Annotated in this window: 18 protein-coding genes and 2 tRNA genes; 8 read left to right on the forward strand and 12 right to left on the reverse strand. The window is 30.7% G+C overall.

Going from position 1 to position 18,037, the window contains the following annotated elements:
• Positions 1-217 precede the first annotated feature (217 nt).
• Both INR78_RS10195 and INR78_RS10200 read left to right on the forward strand, forming a co-directional pair.
• A complete protein-coding gene (locus INR78_RS10195) occupies positions 218-2,485 on the forward strand; it encodes an aconitate hydratase (RefSeq protein ID WP_223076437.1) in 2,268 nt (755 codons plus the stop codon).
• Between the two features lie 65 nt (positions 2,486-2,550).
• Positions 2,551-3,117, forward strand: coding sequence for a TlpA disulfide reductase family protein (locus INR78_RS10200; RefSeq protein WP_223076438.1), 567 nt, complete (start codon positions 2,551-2,553; stop codon positions 3,115-3,117).
• On the opposite strand, the gene INR78_RS10205 is transcribed toward INR78_RS10200, so the two are convergent.
• The 7 genes from INR78_RS10205 to INR78_RS10235 all read right to left on the reverse strand — a co-directional run bounded on the left by INR78_RS10205 (position 3,114) and on the right by INR78_RS10235 (position 8,250).
• A complete protein-coding gene (locus INR78_RS10205) occupies positions 3,114-4,253 on the reverse strand; it encodes a lycopene cyclase family protein (protein WP_223076439.1) in 1,140 nt (379 codons plus the stop codon). The genes INR78_RS10200 and INR78_RS10205 overlap by 4 nt on opposite strands.
• A 5-nt stretch (positions 4,254-4,258) precedes the next feature.
• Entirely contained in the window at positions 4,259-4,708 is a 450-nt protein-coding gene (locus INR78_RS10210) for a sterol desaturase family protein (RefSeq protein WP_027879994.1), read from the reverse strand.
• A gap of 6 nt (positions 4,709-4,714) precedes the next feature.
• On the reverse strand, positions 4,715-5,554 hold the full coding sequence (locus INR78_RS10215) for a phytoene/squalene synthase family protein (RefSeq protein WP_223076440.1): 840 nt from the start codon (positions 5,552-5,554) through the stop codon (positions 4,715-4,717).
• Positions 5,551-7,017, reverse strand: a complete 1,467-nt coding sequence (locus tag INR78_RS10220) for an NAD(P)/FAD-dependent oxidoreductase (RefSeq protein WP_223076441.1) — start codon at positions 7,015-7,017, stop codon at positions 5,551-5,553. Before INR78_RS10220 ends, INR78_RS10215 begins: the two co-directional genes overlap by 4 nt.
• Entirely contained in the window at positions 7,007-7,918 is a 912-nt protein-coding gene (locus INR78_RS10225) for a MerR family transcriptional regulator (RefSeq protein ID WP_223076442.1), read from the reverse strand. The genes INR78_RS10220 and INR78_RS10225 overlap by 11 nt, the downstream gene beginning before the upstream one ends.
• A gap of 117 nt (positions 7,919-8,035) precedes the next feature.
• Positions 8,036-8,121 (reverse strand) — tRNA-Leu (locus INR78_RS10230).
• A gap of 56 nt (positions 8,122-8,177) precedes the next feature.
• A tRNA-Lys gene (locus INR78_RS10235) sits at positions 8,178-8,250 on the reverse strand.
• A 127-nt stretch (positions 8,251-8,377) separates the two neighbouring features.
• On the opposite strand from INR78_RS10235, the gene INR78_RS10240 reads away from it, so the two are divergent.
• Positions 8,378-8,893: a shikimate kinase gene (locus INR78_RS10240; protein ID WP_223076443.1), complete on the forward strand. Its 516-nt coding sequence runs from the start codon at positions 8,378-8,380 to the stop codon at positions 8,891-8,893.
• On the opposite strand, the gene INR78_RS10245 is transcribed toward INR78_RS10240, so the two are convergent.
• Both INR78_RS10245 and INR78_RS10250 read right to left on the reverse strand, forming a co-directional pair.
• The gene (locus INR78_RS10245; RefSeq protein WP_223076444.1) at positions 8,885-9,388 is read right to left on the reverse strand and encodes a phosphoribosyltransferase family protein; all 504 of its coding nucleotides are present in this window, start codon (positions 9,386-9,388) and stop codon (positions 8,885-8,887) included. The genes INR78_RS10240 and INR78_RS10245 overlap by 9 nt on opposite strands.
• Positions 9,389-9,763, reverse strand: coding sequence for an RNA-binding S4 domain-containing protein (locus INR78_RS10250; RefSeq protein WP_027879988.1), 375 nt, complete (start codon positions 9,761-9,763; stop codon positions 9,389-9,391). It lies immediately after the preceding gene.
• Between the two features lie 80 nt (positions 9,764-9,843).
• Here INR78_RS10250 and INR78_RS10255 point away from each other — a divergent pair, with 80 nt between their 5' ends.
• Positions 9,844-10,911: an FKBP-type peptidyl-prolyl cis-trans isomerase gene (locus INR78_RS10255; protein WP_223076445.1), complete on the forward strand. Its 1,068-nt coding sequence runs from the start codon at positions 9,844-9,846 to the stop codon at positions 10,909-10,911.
• Between the two features lie 68 nt (positions 10,912-10,979).
• Here the strand turns inward: INR78_RS10255 and INR78_RS10260 are convergent, their stop codons facing one another.
• From INR78_RS10260 to INR78_RS10270, 3 genes are all read right to left on the reverse strand, one after another.
• Entirely contained in the window at positions 10,980-11,600 is a 621-nt protein-coding gene (locus tag INR78_RS10260; protein ID WP_223076446.1) for a porin family protein, read from the reverse strand.
• A gap of 125 nt (positions 11,601-11,725) precedes the next feature.
• Entirely contained in the window at positions 11,726-12,682 is a 957-nt protein-coding gene (locus INR78_RS10265) for a transketolase family protein (protein ID WP_106679630.1), read from the reverse strand.
• 13 nt (positions 12,683-12,695) lie between these two features.
• Positions 12,696-13,547: a transketolase gene (locus INR78_RS10270; protein WP_255593147.1), complete on the reverse strand. Its 852-nt coding sequence runs from the start codon at positions 13,545-13,547 to the stop codon at positions 12,696-12,698.
• A gap of 214 nt (positions 13,548-13,761) precedes the next feature.
• Here INR78_RS10270 and tgt point away from each other — a divergent pair, with 214 nt between their 5' ends.
• The 4 genes from tgt (at position 13,762) to INR78_RS10290 (ending at position 17,928) form a co-directional block, all read left to right on the forward strand.
• Positions 13,762-14,892, forward strand: a complete 1,131-nt coding sequence (tgt, locus tag INR78_RS10275) for a tRNA guanosine(34) transglycosylase Tgt (RefSeq protein ID WP_223076447.1) — start codon at positions 13,762-13,764, stop codon at positions 14,890-14,892.
• A 3-nt stretch (positions 14,893-14,895) separates the two neighbouring features.
• Positions 14,896-15,969, forward strand: a complete 1,074-nt coding sequence (locus INR78_RS10280; RefSeq protein WP_223076448.1) for an LptF/LptG family permease — start codon at positions 14,896-14,898, stop codon at positions 15,967-15,969.
• Positions 15,956-16,864: a DMT family transporter gene (locus tag INR78_RS10285; protein WP_223076449.1), complete on the forward strand. Its 909-nt coding sequence runs from the start codon at positions 15,956-15,958 to the stop codon at positions 16,862-16,864. Before INR78_RS10280 ends, INR78_RS10285 begins: the two co-directional genes overlap by 14 nt.
• Before the next feature lie 110 nt (positions 16,865-16,974).
• Positions 16,975-17,928: an acetyl-CoA carboxylase carboxyltransferase subunit alpha gene (locus INR78_RS10290; protein ID WP_106679641.1), complete on the forward strand. Its 954-nt coding sequence runs from the start codon at positions 16,975-16,977 to the stop codon at positions 17,926-17,928.
• The last annotated feature ends 109 nt before the right edge of the window (positions 17,929-18,037 follow it).

Raw genomic sequence — 18,037 nt, forward strand, 5'->3', positions numbered from 1 at the left:
AATAACTTATATTCAAAAGCTCGAATTTTCAATTCGAGCTTTTTTTTGCTTTTCAATTTAATAGTGAAATTAAATGGTAATTGGTATTATTAACCTTTTCTTATGATAAAAATGAAAGAATTTTATTAAATTAAAAATCTATAAAAATGATAGTATTTGGACTCAAATCATATCATTTTTTTTAATAAATTTAAGACAAACAAAAAAAACAAAACTTATGGCATTTGATATTGACATGATTAAAAAGGTATATAGCCAAATGGCAGAACGAGTAGATGCTGCTCGTGACGTTGTAGGTAAACCTTTAACACTTTCTGAAAAGATTTTATACAATCACCTTTGGGACGGAACACCAAAAACAGCTTTCACAAGAGGTAAAGATTATGTAGATTTTGCACCAGATAGAATTGCTTGTCAAGACGCAACAGCACAAATGGCATTATTGCAATTTATGCAAGCCGGTAAAGATAAAGTAGCTGTACCAACTACGGTGCATTGTGATCACTTAATTCAGGCTAAAGATGGTGCAGAAAAAGATTTAAAGCATGCAAACGATGTAAGTAAAGAGGTTTTTGAATTTTTAGAATCAGTTTCTAATAAATATGGTATTGGCTTCTGGAAACCAGGAGCAGGTATTATTCACCAAGTGGTATTAGAGAATTATGCGTTTCCTGGAGGAATGATGATTGGTACAGATTCTCATACCGTTAACGCTGGTGGATTAGGTATGGTAGCTATTGGTGTTGGTGGCGCAGATGCAGTAGATGTAATGGCAGGAATGGCTTGGGAACTTAAATTTCCTAAGTTAATAGGTGTAAAGTTAACAGGTAAATTGTCAGGTTGGACAGCGCCAAAAGACGTTATTTTAAAAGTTGCCGAAATATTAACTGTAAAAGGTGGTACTGGTGCAATTGTAGAGTATTTTGGTCCTGGAGCAACATCTATGTCTTGTACAGGAAAAGGAACCATTTGTAATATGGGAGCAGAAATAGGAGCTACAACTTCTACTTTTGGATATGACGATTCTATGGAGCGTTATTTACGTGCAACAGATAGATCTGATGTAGCAGATGCAGCAAATAAAGTGCGTGAATACTTAACAGCAGATCCTGAAGTATATGCTAATCCAGAACAATATTTTGATCAAGTGATTGAAATTAATTTATCTGAATTAAATCCATTATTAAACGGACCATTTACACCAGATTTATCAACTCCAGCTGGTAAAGAAATGACTAAAAAAGCAACAGATAACGATTGGCCTTTACAAGTAGAATGGGGATTAATTGGTTCTTGTACAAATTCGTCTTACGAAGATTTATCAAGAGCGTCATCTATTGCGCAGCAAGCATTAGATAAAAAGCTAAAAACTAAAGCAGAATTTGGTATCAATCCTGGTTCTGAGCAAGTAAGATATACTACAGAACGAGATGGTATTTTAGAAATCTTTGAAAAATTGGATGCTACAATATTTACTAATGCTTGTGGACCATGTATTGGTCAATGGGCTAGATATAGCGATCCTAAAAATGCACCAAAAAATAGTATAGTTCACTCGTTTAATAGAAACTTTGCTAAGCGTGCAGATGGTAACCCAAATACACATGCTTTTGTGGCATCTCCAGAATTAACAGCAGCTATTGCAATTGCTGGTCGTTTGGACTTTAATCCAATGACAGATAAATTAATTAATGAAGATGGAGAAGAAGTGATGTTAGACGAACCAACTGGATGGGAATTACCACCAAAAGGTTTTGAAGTTAAAGAAAACGGTTATTTAGAACCAAGAGAAGATGGTAGTAGCGTTGTTGTTAAAGTTGCAGAAGATTCTGAAAGATTACAATTATTAACACCATTTACACCAATAGGTGATTCAATAACAGGTGCTAAATTATTAATTAAAGCTTTTGGAAAATGTACCACAGACCATATTAGTATGGCTGGACCTTGGTTACGTTTTAGAGGTCACTTAGATAATATTTCTAACAACTGTTTAATAGGAGCAGTAAATGCTTATAATAAGAAAACTAACTTTGTTAAAAACCAATTAACTGGTGAATATGGCGGCGTACCAGATACACAACGCGAATACAAAAAAGAAGGTATTTGGACGGTTGTAGTTGGAGATCATAATTACGGTGAAGGTTCTTCACGAGAGCATGCTGCGATGGAGCCAAGACACTTAGGTGTAGCTGCTGTAATTGTAAAATCTTTTGCACGTATACACGAAACAAACCTTAAAAAGCAAGGTATGTTAGGTTTAACGTTTGATAATGAAGCAGATTACGATTTAATACAAGAAGATGATACATTTAACTTCTTAGATTTAAATGAATTTGCACCTAATAAACCACTTCATATTGAAGTCGTACATTCAGACGGAAGTAAAGACACTATTAAAGTAAATCATACGTATAACGAAGCTCAAATAGAATGGTATAAAGCAGGTTCTGCTTTAAATTTAATTGCAGCTCAAAACGCATAGTTTATTGAGTTAAATAATAAAAAACTCCTGAATATTCAGGAGTTTTTTGTTTCATCTATTTTATAATGAAATCTGTTAAACCAAAATTATCTTTAAGTAATATTCTGTTTGGGTTATTTATTGTGTTAATGATAATTCCGCAATCAAGACAGTTTATACAAATCCAATTACAAAAAGGCTTGTCTGTATTTTCTCCTAGTATAGAAGATGAAGATGAACGAATCCAGCTGCAAACTTACCAATGGACTTTACAAGATATTAACGGTAATATTTACGACTTTTCTTCAGCTAAAAATAAAGTAATATTTATTAATTTTTGGGCAACTTGGTGTCCACCATGTATTGCAGAAATGCCTGACTTAGATCAACTTTATAGCGATTATAATGATAAAGTTGAATTCTTATTTGTAACCAATGATGATAGCGAAAAAGTGAAAGCATTTTTGACCAAAAATGGTTATAGTTTAGAGGTGTATTATCCAATGTCAAATCATCCAGATTTTGAAGTGTCAAGTATTCCACGTACTTTTTTAATTGATAAAAACGGTAAGATTGTTATTGATAAAACAGGAGTTGCTAATTGGAACGGAGATAAAGTTAGAGCAATTTTAGATGAGCTTTTAAACGATTAAAGCGTTTTAAAAAAAGCTTTAATAAAACTAAAACTAAATAGTGACCACATAATTTTAATGTCTTCAAAAAGTGAAGACTCTTCATCTAAAAATTTAAACATAGTTGGTGTGCTATTTTTACTGTAAAATTGTTTAAAAATCCATTCGCCTTTTTCGTTATTATCTTTTAAAACTTGTAAAAATACTTTGTCGTAAAATTTATACTTGTTTTTAAAAAGTCCGTTTGTAGTTGGTTGATTGGATTTTATATTCTCAATAATTTTTGCAACTCTTTTTTCTGTGAGTTTAAAAGAATATCCCGTGGAAGGTTTTACCCAACCGCCAGCTGTACCAATTTTAGTGATTTTTGATGTGTTAAACGATTGAAAATTAAAAGTTGTCATTGGTATTTGACCAACTTCAGTTTCGACAATATTATAGTTTTTAATGTTTAAATATTCTGAAATATATTGCTTTAAATAGTTGTCGTAATGGTCACTTTTGACAGTGTTTTCTGTAAAATATGTGAATTCGACTAACGCTTTATTTTTTGTATGCGGTAACACATACATAAAGGTTGTTTGATTATTATCTTTTAATCGATAATCCATCATTGTTAAACAGTTTTCATTAAAAACATCGCTTTCAGCTTCTATAATCCACCCTTTAAAATGTTGTATTAAAGTTGTGGCTTTTTCATCTTTAAAAAACGCATCTGGAATTCGACTATCAAAAACATGATTTGTCGTATAGTTGTTTGTTTTGGTTGTGACTTCAACTATTTCTTTTTCTTTAACCGAAGTCACGGTTTCTACCAAAAATGTAATATTGTCTTGCTGATTGAGTTGTGCTTTAGCTTCCGCATAAAAATCTATTGCACGTATCGATTTATAAGTATAAGGTTTTAGATTTAAGCTTATTTTTTGGTTTTCTGCATAGATAGTTGCATGTTTCCAAGATCGGTAAGTTAAATGACTAAAAGTGCTATTGTTTTGTTCCCAAAAACTCCAAGTTTTATCATTTTCAGTTTTAGTAGAAGCGTCTATTAAAGCAATGGATTTATGATTAAAATATGAATCCTTGGCAAAAGCTAAGGCTAATTGAAGTCCAGCTAAACCATTGCCAACTATGATATAATCATAATGTTTTTGAGACATTTAGTCTATTTTTTGAAGTACTTAAATGGTACGACTAACATGCCAAAGTTTTCTCCATCTTCTTTGCCAATATGCTTGTGGTGTATTTTGTGTGCACGTCTAACACCACGTGCGTACCAATTATTAGCATTTCTAAACATTTTAAAGCGTTGATGGATAAATATATCGTGTACTAAGAAGTAAGCTGCACCATAAGCCATAATGCCTAAACCTATTGGTAATGTATACCAGATATCTTCGTAACTCCATAAGTAAAAGCAAGTCATACTTACTATTGCGTAAAAGATAAAAAAGGCATCATTACGCTCAAACCAGCTATCGTGATCTTTTAGATGATGGTCTTTATGTAGTGACCATAAAAATCCGTGCATAATGTATTTATGTGTAAACCATGCCATAAATTCCATGATAGAAAATGTGCCTAAAAATATTAATATCCAATACAATGTTTTCATGTCTAATTATAATAAATTTAACTGATACTTTACGTAGCTTCTAGTTAAAAGTTCTGCCTTTTTGTAGTTTGGTACTCTTATTCTTGTATTTTTAATTTCTAATGCTGGTGTTTTTTTAAGCTTTGCTAGTAACTGGTGATAGTATCTATAAGCCATAAATACTCCAAATTTAGCCTCCATAGGTAGTTGTTTTATACCTTCTAAGCCTTTTTTAAAATCGTTTTCAATATCATTAATGATGAATAGTTTATCTTCTTCGGTTAGGTTATTTAAATCTGTATTTGGGAAATAAGTTCTATCAAGTAATTCGTGATCAGCTTTTAAGTCTCGTAAAAAATTCACCTTTTGAAAAGCAGAACCTAATGACATAGCTGTGTCTTTAAGTTTTTCGTATTGATCATTATCTCCTTTAACAAAGACTTTTAAACACATTAGTCCAACTACGTCTGCAGAACCATAAATATAATCTTTATACTCTTGGTCTGTAGTGTATTTAGTTTTAGATAAATCTAGTCGCATACTTTTCATAAATGCATCAACCATATGTTTTTCGATGTTATACTTGTGATATGTATGTTGAAACGCATTTAATATTGGATTTAGGCTAATTTTGTTTTTTAGAGCTAATTCTAAATCATTTTCAAAATTGTTAAATAAAGTTTCTTTATCATAATCATGAAAAGTGTCTACAATCTCATCTGCAAACCTCACAAAACCATAAATATTATAAATATCCTGTCTGATAGACTTTGCAAGCATTTTTGTAGCTAAAGAGAAAGAGGTACTGTAAGATGTGGTAACAATTTTACTACAGTTGTATGACACAGAATCAAATATTGCTTTCATAGTTTTTGGTGGTGTTTTTGGATTAATTCTGCTACTAGTTTTCCAGAAATAAGTGCTGGAGGCACACCTGGACCAGGAACAGTTAATTGTCCTGTAAAGTAGAGGTTGTTAACTTTTTTACTCTTTAAATTTGGTCTTAGAAAGGCAGTCTGCGTTAGCGTATTAGCCATTCCGTATGCGTTTCCTTTGTAAGAATTATATGCTTCAATAAAATCTTTAACACAAAAGCTTTCTTTAAAGATAATACTATTTTTAACATCTTGTTGAGTTAATTTTTCAAAACGAGACATGATTATATCAAAATATTGTTCTCTTAATTGAGGTGTATCTTCTAAGTTAGGAGCAATTGGTATTAAGAAAAAACCATTTTCTTTACCATTAGGCGCCATACTATTATCTGTTACAGATGGGAAGTTGGCATAAAATAGAGGTTCTTTAGGCCATTTTGGATTATCGTAAATATCTTCTGCGTGCGTTTCAAAGTTGGTATCAAAAAATAAGTTATGATGGTTTACATTTTTCAATTTCTTATCAAAACCTACGTAAAATAGGAGAGAAGAAGGAGCAAAGGTTTTATTGTTCCAATATTTTTCTGAGTACTGTCTATATTTTTTATCTAACAACGTTTCTGAGTGATGGTAATCGGCACCGCTTAAAACAACATCAAACTTTAAAGTTTTACCATTAACTGTAATTGATGTTGATGTATTATTTTCAACATTAATATTAGTAACATTAGAGTTTACATTTATTGTAACACCTAATTCTTCTGCAAGTTGCCTCATTGCAAGAATTATTTGATACATTCCGCCTTTAGGATGCCACGTACCTAAGCCAAAATCGGCGTAATTCATAAAACTATAAAAAGAAGGTGTATTGCTTGGTTTTGCACCTAAAAACAGAACAGGAAACTCTAAAGTAGATATTAGTTTAGGGTTTTTAAACTGGCGTCTAACATCACTGCTTATTGTTTTAAAAAATTGATCTAGTCTAGTAACAGTATCTTTAGTAACCAATTCTAAGGGTGAAACACCTGGTTTTAATACAATTTTGTTTATGGCAATGTTATAATTATCTGAAGCTTTATTTATAAATTTTTTAAGAGGAATTGAACTTCCTTTTTCTATGCGTTCAAATTCTTCGCAAATTTTTTCCATTGTATCTCCTATGGTGATAACTTCATCATTAAAGAAAATTTTATATGCAGGAGCTAGTTTATCTAATTGATAAAAATCTGAGGCTTTTTTATCAAAATCATTAAAAAACTTATCAAATATATCAGGCATCCAATACCAGCTTGGTCCCATATCAAAAGTAAATCCATCTTTTTTAAACTGTCTACAACGTCCTCCTACAGTATCATTTTTTTCAAAAACTGAAACATTAAATCCATCCTTAGCAAGATAACATGCAGCAGATAAAGCAGAAAACCCAGAACCTATTATTGCTATTTTATTTTTCATTATTAATATGATCAATTAAGTCTTTTGTAGACTCAAAAGTTTTAATGTTTGAGTTAGAAATGTTAGGCTTTGTAACTAATAGTCTTCCTGATACTAAAAGTTTGCATTTATTGTTTTTTAATAAAGTGCTAGAAAAGCTATTTAAGTAATCTTCTACGTTTTCATTTTCTGGGCTTACTGTAAAATTTGAAATAAAAGTTATGTCTTTATGTTTTGTTAGTAAAAACTCTAAACTTTTAATAGGTACAGATTGACCTAAATAAATAACATGCTTACCTTTTAAAGTTAGCTCTAGATTTGTAAATAATAAACCAAGCTCGTGCATTTCATTATCTGGTAAGAATAAAGCATATGGTTTTTGACTTAAGTCAGGTGTATTAGTCTTATAAGCTTTTTCTGTTTCGACTAAAATCTTCTTTTTAATAATTTCAACAATAAAATGTTCGTGAGCAGGTGTTATTGTATCTGTTTGCCATAATAACCCTATGTGATCTAAAAGAGGAATAAAAACATCGAAAAAAATGGTTTTAAAAGACATTTCTTCCTCCAGTTTGTAGAAGGTTTTATTAAAAAGACTTTGATCAAAGTTAATCATTGCCAATTTTAATAAATTTATAGAATGATTGTTAGGATCTTTACTTTCTGCTATTTCTTTTACAAGTGAAGAAATTTCGTTTTCATCAAGACTTGCTATTTTAGATATTTTATATCCGTTTTTATTTAAAAAACTAATATTTAATATTTTTTGAAGACTAGCGGTACTGTAATATCTAATATTGGTATCAGTTCTGTTAGGTTTAAAAAGGTTGTAGCGTTTTTCCCAAATTCTTATGGTATGCGCTTTTATTCCCGAAAGATTTTCGAGATCCTTAATACTAAAGTTTGTTTTAATACTGTTCATTGTTTTGTAAAAATAATTAAACAAAACGTAAAACTGATAAAAAACATTTTATTTTTTTGAAATAATTAACAATTAAAAACTAATGAAGACAAAATAAAAGATTTGAAGAAGTAGAAGTGCGCACGAGAAGACTCGAACTTCCACGATTAATAACAATCACTAGCCCCTCAAGCTAGCGCGTCTACCAATTCCGCCACGTGCGCTAAATTTTAAAATAAAGATAAAAAAAAAGTTAAGCATTAAGCTTAACTTTTTTTTGTGACCGGGCTGGGGCTCGAACCCAGGACCCTCTCCTTAAAAGGGAGATGCTCTACCAACTGAGCTACCCGGTCATTGTTTGTTGTTTGCGGGTGCAAATATAAGAGCTTTTATTAATATTCCAACCCTAAATTGCATTTTTTTTTGTTTTTTTGCTACACTTTATGATAAGATGTTTATAATCAGCAAATAAGACTTAAAATGAATTTGATTTTAATAGGATATATGGCTTCAGGGAAGTCTACAATAGGTAATTATTTAGCTAAAGTGTTGAATTATAGCTTTATTGACTTGGATAATTACATTGAAAAAAAAGAAAACTTATCTGTAAAAGAAATATTTAGTCAAAAAGGAGAGATTTATTTTAGAAAATTAGAAAACACAGCTTTAAAAGAAATAGTTAATAATAAAGAAAATTATGTGCTTTCTTTAGGAGGAGGAACACCATGTTTTTATGATACTATGGAATGGTTAAAAAGTAAAACTAATACTAAAACTATATATTTAAACGTAAATTTAGATGTTTTAACGCAGCGATTATTAAAAGATAATACACGCCCTTTAATTAGTCATCTTAATAATGAAGAAGATATAAAAGAGTTTATAGCTAAACATCTTTTTGAGCGCTCTTATTTTTATAATATGGCCGATGTTAAGATTAATGCTTCAGAAAGAATAGAAGATATAGCAGAAAAAATAATTCTTAAACTATTCTAAGTAAGCTTTCCAATCGTTATCTTTTAGGTCTACTTGTACATGCTCATTTAAAGAAGTAGAGAGAGAAATACCTTTAAAATCTGCTTTTACAGGAAATTTTTTATGATTTCTGTTAACTAAAACAGCAGTTTTAAATTGTTTTAAAGGTACATCTAGAAAATGTTTAACACCATAGATTAATGTAGATCCAGAATTTAAAACATCATCTATTAATACGATAGATTTATTAGTGTAATCTTCTGCTTTGATAGAAGTCTTAATTGGATTCAATGGTTTTTTCTTATCAATAACAACCTTACATAAAACAGGATTAATAGGAGATATTTTAGTAAGTTTTGTTTTTAGTTTTTTAGCAAGAATATAGCCATTAGCCTCTATTCCAGCTAAGATTATTTCGCTTTCGTCAACATTTGCTTCATAAATTTGATAAGCAATGCGGGTTAATTTTTGATCAATTTCTGAAGCTGTTAATATAGTATTATTTAAAGTTGTCATTTATTGTTGGTTTTTATAATCCAAATCGTCCAAATCTCTCCTGTCTTTTTTGGTAGGACGACCACTTCCTTTTTTTCTGTAATAATCTTTTGCTAATTTAAGCAATTCTTGAGTTTCAAAAGCAGATTTTGGTGTAGTATCTAATCTGTAAATATCAACAATTTTAGCTCCGACACGATTCTTAGGGATGTCAAGAACGGTAACTTGATAATTTACCTGATTTTTTCTTAGCTCTATTTTATCTGTAGCATATACTTCTTTACTTGGTTTAACAATATCACCATTTACCCTAACATGACCTTTTTTACAAGCAATAGAAGCTTGGTTTCTTGTTTTATAATACCTTACACACCATAAATATTTATCAACTCTCATACAAAAAATCTAAAATAGACGTTAACGTTATTGTGCAAAATACTATTAAAATGTATCTTGCAAGCTCAAAAATAACAATAATGAAATTAAGAAAAATCACTTTAGCTGTTTTACTATTAGCAATATTTAATTTTGCTTGTAATGATGATGATGATAATACTACCGTAATTGAAGAGAGAGATGAAACAGAAGTTTACAATGAAAATATTTTAGAAATAGAAGAGTTTTTATCAAACTATACCTATAACTACGAAGAATTTGATTTTTCGGATCCCTATAATCCATCAAATGATGATTTTGAAGTAGAGTTTACTCTTATAGATGACTCAAATCCTGATGCAGATGCATTAATTGATAGACCAGAGTTGACTTATAAAATCGTAGAACAAAACGGTATTGATTACAAGTTGTACATCTTGTCATTAAGAGAAGGTTTAGGTAATACTATAAACCCATTGGATAGAGCAATAGTTACTTACAGAGGAGAAACTTTAGATGGAGAGTCTTTTGATTTTAATGTAAATCCTACAAACCTTAATTTAACAACAGGATATAATGCTAGTGGTACAATTGTAAATGGTGTTGTAACTGGATTTAGAGAAGGCGTAATTGAATTTAAAACAGCATCCAATTATTCAGAAAATAATGACGGAACTGTAAATATAACAGGTCAAGGTAAAGGAGTTGTGTTTATACCTTCTGGATTAGCATATTTTTCAAATTTTGTAACAGGAATAGATGCATACTCTCCAATATTATTTAAATTAAATATTATTGAAAGAAATCATACAGATTTTGATCAAGATAATATCCCTTCTTATATAGAAGATTTAGATCAAGACGGTGATGGTTACAATGATGATACTGATGGAGATGGTATAGCTAACTTTATAGATATAGATGATGATGGAGATGAAATTTTAACAGAAGATGAAGTAGAGCCAATGCAATACGAGGAAGATAATAGTATGGCGCCTTTTACAACGAAAGCTGAAGCGCAAGCTTTTTATGATACTAATGCTGCCGAAAATGAAGTTTTTGTTAAAATAGAGTTTGTTTCAGCGACAGGTAATTATAGACTACACACAACGATATTAACAGATAGTAATAATGATGGTACACCAGATTACTTGGATCCATCAATGTAATGTCTATATACAATAAATAAAAAAGCCACTTACTAAAAGTGGCTTTTTTTTGTTTATAACATGTTTTATTATAACATAATAGATAAACTTAAAATAAGTTGTTCTGGTCTAGTGTCTAATCTGTTAGGATTATTAATGGTTATGTTATTGTTAATTATAGTAGCTTCGTTATCATTAAAACCACGTTCGTATCTTAAATCTACACCAATATTATTAAAGCTTAAGCCTACGCCAAAGTTTAATCCTACAGAAAAATCATCTTCAATATTGCTAACTGTAGCATTTTCAAAATCAGAATCTAAGATATATTGTAGGCTTGGTCCACCAAAAACGTGAATAGGTCCTAATACTTTTACACCAACTAATAATGGCATATCTAGCTTTTTTAAATCAAATTCACCTGCATTATAATCACTTTTAGTAGATGTGTAAACAAGTTCTGGTCTAAAGTAAAGTTGTTTACCTATTTTACCAAAAACACCAACATGGTAACCAATAGTTCTATCTGGGTTTTGATAATTATTAGAAACAGATTCAAAGTAATCACCGTTACCATTGTAATTTAAGCCACCTTTAAAGCCAAATCCGCTATTTGTTTGTGCGTAAATTGATATTGAAGATAGTAATACTAAAGAAAAAAGTATAAGTTTTATTTTTTCTGTTTTGTTTTTGTTGTTTAAAACTTTCATAATAGTTGTTTTTTGATGTGAATACTTTTTTAAACGAAAATTGTGCCAAATTATTTTTAAGCTTAAATTAAAAAAGGCTTAAAACATATGTTTTAAGCCTTTAAATTAATTAAAGTATTAACTAATTATTTTCTTTTAATTACTTTTTCAGAAGCTTTAACAATTGCTTCTGCATTTAATCCGTACTTGTCCATTAACTGAGCAGGTGTACCAGACTCTCCAAAAGTGTCATTTGTAGCAATAAACTCTTGTGGAGTTGGTTTGTGTTGTGCTAAAACACGTGCAACACTTTCACCTAAACCTCCTAAATAATTATGTTCTTCTGCAGTTACTATACATCCAGTTTTTGTTACAGAATCTAAAATAGCTTTATCATCTAAAGGTTTAATGGTGTGAATATTTATAACTTCTGCAGAAATTCCTTTTTCGTTTAAAGTTTTTGCAGCTTCTAACGCTTCCCAAACTAAGTGTCCTGTAGCAACAATAGTTACGTCTGTACCAGATTGTAAGTGTAGCGCTTTTCCTATTTCAAACTTCTGGTCTTCTGGAGTAAAGTTTGCTACTTTTGGTCTGCCAAAACGTAAATAAACAGGACCTTCATATTCTGCAATAGCTATTGTAGCAGCTTTAGTTTGATTATAATCGCATGGATTAATGACTACCATTCCTGGTAGCATTTTCATTAAACCTATGTCTTCTAATATTTGGTGTGTTGCGCCATCTTCACCTAAAGTTATACCTGCGTGAGATGCACATATTTTTACATTTTTACCTGAGTATGCAACACTTTGTCTAATTTGATCGTAAACACGACCTGTAGAGAAGTTAGCAAATGTTCCAGTAAAAGGTATTTTACCGCCAATAGTTAAACCAGCAGCCATACCAATCATATTTGCTTCTGCGATACCTACTTGAAAAAAACGTTCTGGATGGTTTGCTTTAAAATCATCCATTTTTAATGATCCTGTAAGATCTGCACATAGTGCAACTACATTTTCGTTAGATTTTCCTAATTCTGTTAATCCAGCTCCAAAACCAGAGCGTGTATCTTTACTTCCTGTATTTGTGTATGTTTTTGTCATTGTTTTGTGCTGTTTAGTAGTCTCCTAGTGTTTCTGGGTTTTGGTTTAATCCTATTTCTAATTGTTCGTCATTAGGTGCTTTACCATGCCAAGCATGTGTATGCATCATAAAGTCTACACCATTACCCATTACGGTTTTAAGTAAAACACAAACTGGTTTTTCTTGACCAGTTAAGGTTTTAGCTTTAGTCATTCCTTCTAATATAGCTTCTATATTGTTTCCGTTTTCAATCTCTACAACAGTCCAACCAAAAGCTTCAAATTTTGCTCTTACGCTACCTAAGTTTAAAACTTGATCTGTAGATCCATCTATTTGCTGACCATTTAAGTCTACAGTAGCAATTAAATTATCTACTTTATTAGCAGCAGCATACATAATAGCTTCCCAGTTTTGTCCTTCTTGTAATTCGCCATCACCATGAAGACTATAAATTAAATGATTATCCTTATTTAATTTTTTTGCTTCTGCAGCGCCAATAGCTACAGACATACCTTGACCTAGTGATCCTGAAGCAATTCTAATACCAGGTAAACCTTCGTGAGTTGTTGGGTGACCTTGTAGTCTAGAGTCTATTAACCTAAACGTGTTAAGCTCATCAACAGGAAAGTATCCAGCTCTAGCTAGTACACTGTAATAAACTGGTGAGATATGTCCATTAGATAAGAAAAACAAATCTTCGTTTTTACCATCCATATCAAAGCCTTCTTTACGCTCCATAATTTCATTATAAAGCGCTACAAAAAATTCTGCGCAACCTAAAGATCCTCCAGGGTGACCAGAATTAACTTTGTGTACCATACGCAAAATATCTCTGCGTACTTGTGTTGTTAAATCATTTAATTGTTGTGTACTTGCCATTTTAATTTTGTTAATCGTGTTGTTTATGGGGTCAAAATTATGATATTAAATCACCTTATCAAAATAGAAAAAACGCAGTTATTAACTTATTTTCATATTTTGCTAACAATATTTAGATTTTAAAATAAAAAACTAAATATTCAGTTTAAATTTTATAATCTATTTAAGACCCATTGTCTAATTCTTGGTTATATTTGCTAGCTGAAGATTTTACACATATATGACTTTCGATTTAAAAGCTAAAGATACTCAAAGTAAAGCTAGAGCAGGAGTAATAAAAACAGATCATGGTGTTATAGAAACACCTATTTTTATGCCTGTTGGTACTGTTGCATCTGTAAAAGGAGTACATCAAAGAGAATTAAAAGAAGAGATTAATCCTGATATCATTTTAGGTAATACTTACCATTTATACTTAAAACCTCAAACCGATATTTTAGAAAAAGCTGGCGGTTTGCATAAATTTATGAATTGGGACAGAAATATCTTAACCGATTCTGGAGGATACCAAGTGTATTCTTTATCTGCTAATAGAAAAATAAAAGAAGAAGGTGTAAAATTTAAAAGTCATATTGATGGTAGTTACCACACATTTACTCCAGAAAATGTAATGGAAATACAACGTACCATTGGTGCAGATATTATTATGGCGTTTGACGAGTGTACACCATATCCATGTGATTATAACTACGCAAAACGATCTATGCATATGACGCATCGTTGGTTAGAGCGTTGTTTGACACATTTAAAAAAAACACCTTTTAAATACGATTATTCTCAAGCATTTTTTCCAATTGTACAAGGTAGTACTTACAAAGATTTGCGCAAACAATCTGCAGAATATATTGCAGGTGTTGGAGCAGAAGGGAACGCAATTGGAGGACTTTCTGTAGGAGAACCAGCAGAAGAAATGTACGCTATGACAGAAGTTGTAACAGACATACTTCCAGAAGATAAACCACGTTACCTTATGGGTGTTGGTACACCAATTAATATATTAGAAAATATTGCATTAGGTGTAGATATGTTTGATTGTGTCATGCCTACAAGAAACGCTAGAAATGGTATGCTGTTTACAGCTCACGGTACAATTAACATTAAAAATTTAAAATGGCGTGACGACTTTTCTCCAATAGACGAAATGGGCATTACTTTTGTGGATACAGAATACAGTAAAGCCTATTTAAGACACCTTTTTAATGTCAATGAGTTATTAGGGAAGCAAATAGCAACTATACATAACCTAGGATTTTATTTGTGGTTAGTTAGAGAAGCAAGAAAGCACATTATTGCAGGAGATTTTAGAACTTGGAAAGATAAAATGGTAAAACAAATGGATAAGCGTTTGTAATACATGAAAATATTAGATTGGTACATATTAAAACGCTATCTATTAACATTTGTAATGATGTTAATTCTGTTTGTTCCTATAGGGATAACAGTTCATTTAGCAGAAAAAATAGGGAAAATAATAGAAAACGAAGCTCCTTTTGGAGAAGTTATGATGTATCTATTATATTTTACAATCTATTTTGCTAACCTATTATTTCCATTGTTTTTATTCTTATCTGTTATATGGTTTACCTCAAAACTAGCCAATAATACAGAAATTGTTGCTTTTTTAAGCTCCGGAGTATCTTTTACTCGTTTTTTAAGACCATATTTAATAGGTGGAGTTATTGTTGCGTTGTTTTCTATACTAATGGGAATGTATTTAGCTCCAAATGCAAGTAAAGGTTTTTATGACTTTAAATATAAATACCTTTCTGGTAAAAAAAATAATAACAACAGAAACGTTTTAAAACAAATAAACGAAAACGACATTATTTATGTAAGTAGTTTTGATGCTTCAAAAAATATGGGAGTAAATTTTACTCTAGAGCATTTTGAAGATAATAAAATGACTTATAAGCTAACTGCAGCAAATATTAGATATGTAGAAGAAGATTCTGTTTACGTTTTAAGAAATTACGAAAAACGTATAATAGGAGAAACAAATGATAAAATTATATTAGAAAGAAAAAAAGACACTATTTTTTCTTTTGATTTAGAAGATTTAACTCCAGAAGATTTTATTGCTGAAACCTTATCATACCCTAAACTCTTAAAATTTATTGATCGTGAAGAAAAACGAGGTTCTAAATTTTTAGGTAGATATCGTTTAGCAAAATATCAAAAATGGAGCTTACCTGTATCAGTATTTATCTTAACAATAATTGCAGTTGCCGTGTCATCAAGAAAACGTCGTGGCGGAATGGGAGTAAACCTAGCAATAGGTATAACAATAGCAATGGTATTTGTTTTTTTTGACAAAATTTTTGGTACACTAGCATCTCAATCAGACTTTAGTCCATTACTAGCAGTTTGGTTACCAAATATTATATTCGGTATTCTAGCTTTCTTCTTGTTACAAAATGCTAAACGATAAATTAAAAAACTATCTTCATCTGCATTTCTTGGTTTTTATAGCAGGATTTACAGCAATATTAGGTAAGCTAATTTCTATTAATGCTGTAAGTTTAGTTTGGTATAGAATGTTGTTTGCAACAATTCTAATGATAGCATATGTAAAATTATTTAAGGTAAATCTACAAATAACAAAAAAAGAATTAATTAAGCTTTGTTTAGCAGGAGTTATAATTGCATTACACTGGATTACCTTTTATGGAGCAATAAAAGTAGCTAACATTTCAATTGCATTAGCTATGTTTTCAACAGGAGCTTTTTTTGCCTCATTTTTAGAACCTATTTTTTATAAAAGAAAGATTATTCCTTACGAGATATTTTTTGGTCTTATTGTTATTTTAGGTGTGTATTTAATTGTTCAAAGTGAAATCCAACACTTAACAGGAATGATTTTAGGGATGGTCTCAGCATTCTTATCTTCTTTATTTGCAGTTTTAAATGGAAAGTTTTTAGAACAGCACTCAGCAACCAAAATATCTTTTTACGAGTTTTTAAGCGGTGTTATTTTTATTACAATATATATAGCTTTGTTTGGAGAAGGATTTACCGCTTCATTTTTTAGTATAAACGCCTCAGATATTGGATATTTACTTTTATTGGCTTCTATCTGTACTGCTTATGCGTTTATAGCTTCTGTTTATGTGATGCGTTATATTAGTCCTTATACAGTAGTTTTAACCTATAATTTAGAGCCAATTTACGGGATAATTTTAGCATTAATTTTATTTCCTGAAACCGAAATTATGTCATCTTCGTTTTACATAGGTGCTTTTGTAATCCTTGCAGTTGTATTATTTAATGGAATTATAAAAAACCTAAAATATTTAAAGAGAAAAAGAAAACATAAACCATTATAACTCTATATTTTAACGTACAAAAGAAGCCAATTTTTAAAAATATTGGCTTTATTTCAACTAAAAAAATGTAATTTTGTGCGCTAACAAATAAACTAAAAGACACATTCCCTATGGAATATTTAGAATTTGAATTACCAATTAAAGAGCTAGAAGAGCAATTAGACAAGTGTCAAGTCATTGGAGAAGAGAGTGATGTAGATGTGACTCAAACCTGTAAACAAATAGAAAAAAAGCTACTAGCAACAAAAAAAGAAATTTATAAAAACCTTACACCTTGGCAGCGTGTACAACTATCACGTCATCCAAATAGACCTTATACATTAGACTATATAAATGCTATTTGTGGCGATAGTTTTTTAGAACTTCACGGAGATAGGAGTTTTAAAGATGATAAGGCTATGATTGGTGGATTAGGTAAAATAGGAGACCAAACATATATGTTTATTGGTCAGCAAAAAGGATATAATACCAAAACAAGACAATACCGTAACTTTGGTATGGCTAATCCAGAAGGGTATCGTAAAGCATTACGCTTAATGAAATCTGCAGAAAAATTTGGAATACCAGTAGTAACACTTTTAGATACACCAGGTGCATATCCAGGATTAGAAGCAGAAGAGCGTGGACAAGGAGAAGCTATTGCAAGAAATATTTTAGAAATGACTAGATTAAAAGTACCAATTATAACAATAGTTATTGGTGAAGGTGCTTCTGGTGGTGCATTGGGTATTGGTGTAGGAGATAAGATTATGATGCTAGAAAATACATGGTATTCTGTAATATCTCCAGAATCTTGTTCTTCAATCTTATGGAGAAGCTGGGAATTTAAAGAGCAAGCAGCTGAGGCTTTAAAGTTAACAGCAAAAGACATGAAAAAAGTTAAGATAGTTGACGATATTATTAAAGAACCATTAGGTGGTGCTCATACAGATAGAGAGACAACTTTTAAAACAGTAAGCAAAGCAATTGAAGATGCTTATGAAGAGTTTAAAAACTTATCACCAAAAGATTTAGTAAATAAAAGAATTGAAAAATATTCTGAAATGGGTGTATTTAAAGGTTAACCCTTATAAAATCATTTGCTCAAAAAATCTGAAACTTGAGTTTCAGATTTTTTTTGTGCTTATTAACAAAAAAAATGAGTTATTAACAACCGTATTGTTAATGACCTGT

This window comes from Mesoflavibacter sp. SCSIO 43206, from assembly GCF_019904215.1.
Taxonomy (GTDB): domain Bacteria; phylum Bacteroidota; class Bacteroidia; order Flavobacteriales; family Flavobacteriaceae; genus Mesoflavibacter; species Mesoflavibacter zeaxanthinifaciens.

Excerpts from the sequence above, each read along its gene's own strand:
- INR78_RS10220 (WP_223076441.1), bottom strand. The coding sequence starts at position 7,017 with ATGAAAAATAAAATAGCAATAATAGGTTCTGGGTTTTCTGCTTTATCT.
- INR78_RS10280 (WP_223076448.1), top strand. The coding sequence starts at position 14,896 with ATGAAAATATTAGATTGGTACATATTAAAACGCTATCTATTAACATTT.
- INR78_RS10290 (WP_106679641.1), top strand. The coding sequence starts at position 16,975 with ATGGAATATTTAGAATTTGAATTACCAATTAAAGAGCTAGAAGAGCAA.
- tgt (WP_223076447.1), top strand. The coding sequence starts at position 13,762 with ATGACTTTCGATTTAAAAGCTAAAGATACTCAAAGTAAAGCTAGAGCA.
- INR78_RS10255 (WP_223076445.1), top strand. The coding sequence starts at position 9,844 with ATGAAATTAAGAAAAATCACTTTAGCTGTTTTACTATTAGCAATATTT.
- INR78_RS10195 (WP_223076437.1), top strand. The coding sequence starts at position 218 with ATGGCATTTGATATTGACATGATTAAAAAGGTATATAGCCAAATGGCA.
- INR78_RS10205 (WP_223076439.1), bottom strand. The coding sequence starts at position 4,253 with ATGTCTCAAAAACATTATGATTATATCATAGTTGGCAATGGTTTAGCT.
- INR78_RS10285 (WP_223076449.1), top strand. The coding sequence starts at position 15,956 with ATGCTAAACGATAAATTAAAAAACTATCTTCATCTGCATTTCTTGGTT.
- INR78_RS10225 (WP_223076442.1), bottom strand. The coding sequence starts at position 7,918 with ATGAACAGTATTAAAACAAACTTTAGTATTAAGGATCTCGAAAATCTT.
- INR78_RS10240 (WP_223076443.1), top strand. The coding sequence starts at position 8,378 with ATGAATTTGATTTTAATAGGATATATGGCTTCAGGGAAGTCTACAATA.
- INR78_RS10245 (WP_223076444.1), bottom strand. The coding sequence starts at position 9,388 with ATGACAACTTTAAATAATACTATATTAACAGCTTCAGAAATTGATCAA.
- INR78_RS10265 (WP_106679630.1), bottom strand. The coding sequence starts at position 12,682 with ATGACAAAAACATACACAAATACAGGAAGTAAAGATACACGCTCTGGT.
- INR78_RS10260 (WP_223076446.1), bottom strand. The coding sequence starts at position 11,600 with ATGAAAGTTTTAAACAACAAAAACAAAACAGAAAAAATAAAACTTATA.
- INR78_RS10210 (WP_027879994.1), bottom strand. The coding sequence starts at position 4,708 with ATGAAAACATTGTATTGGATATTAATATTTTTAGGCACATTTTCTATC.
- INR78_RS10250 (WP_027879988.1), bottom strand. The coding sequence starts at position 9,763 with ATGAGAGTTGATAAATATTTATGGTGTGTAAGGTATTATAAAACAAGA.
- INR78_RS10200 (WP_223076438.1), top strand. The coding sequence starts at position 2,551 with ATGAAATCTGTTAAACCAAAATTATCTTTAAGTAATATTCTGTTTGGG.
- INR78_RS10215 (WP_223076440.1), bottom strand. The coding sequence starts at position 5,554 with ATGAAAGCAATATTTGATTCTGTGTCATACAACTGTAGTAAAATTGTT.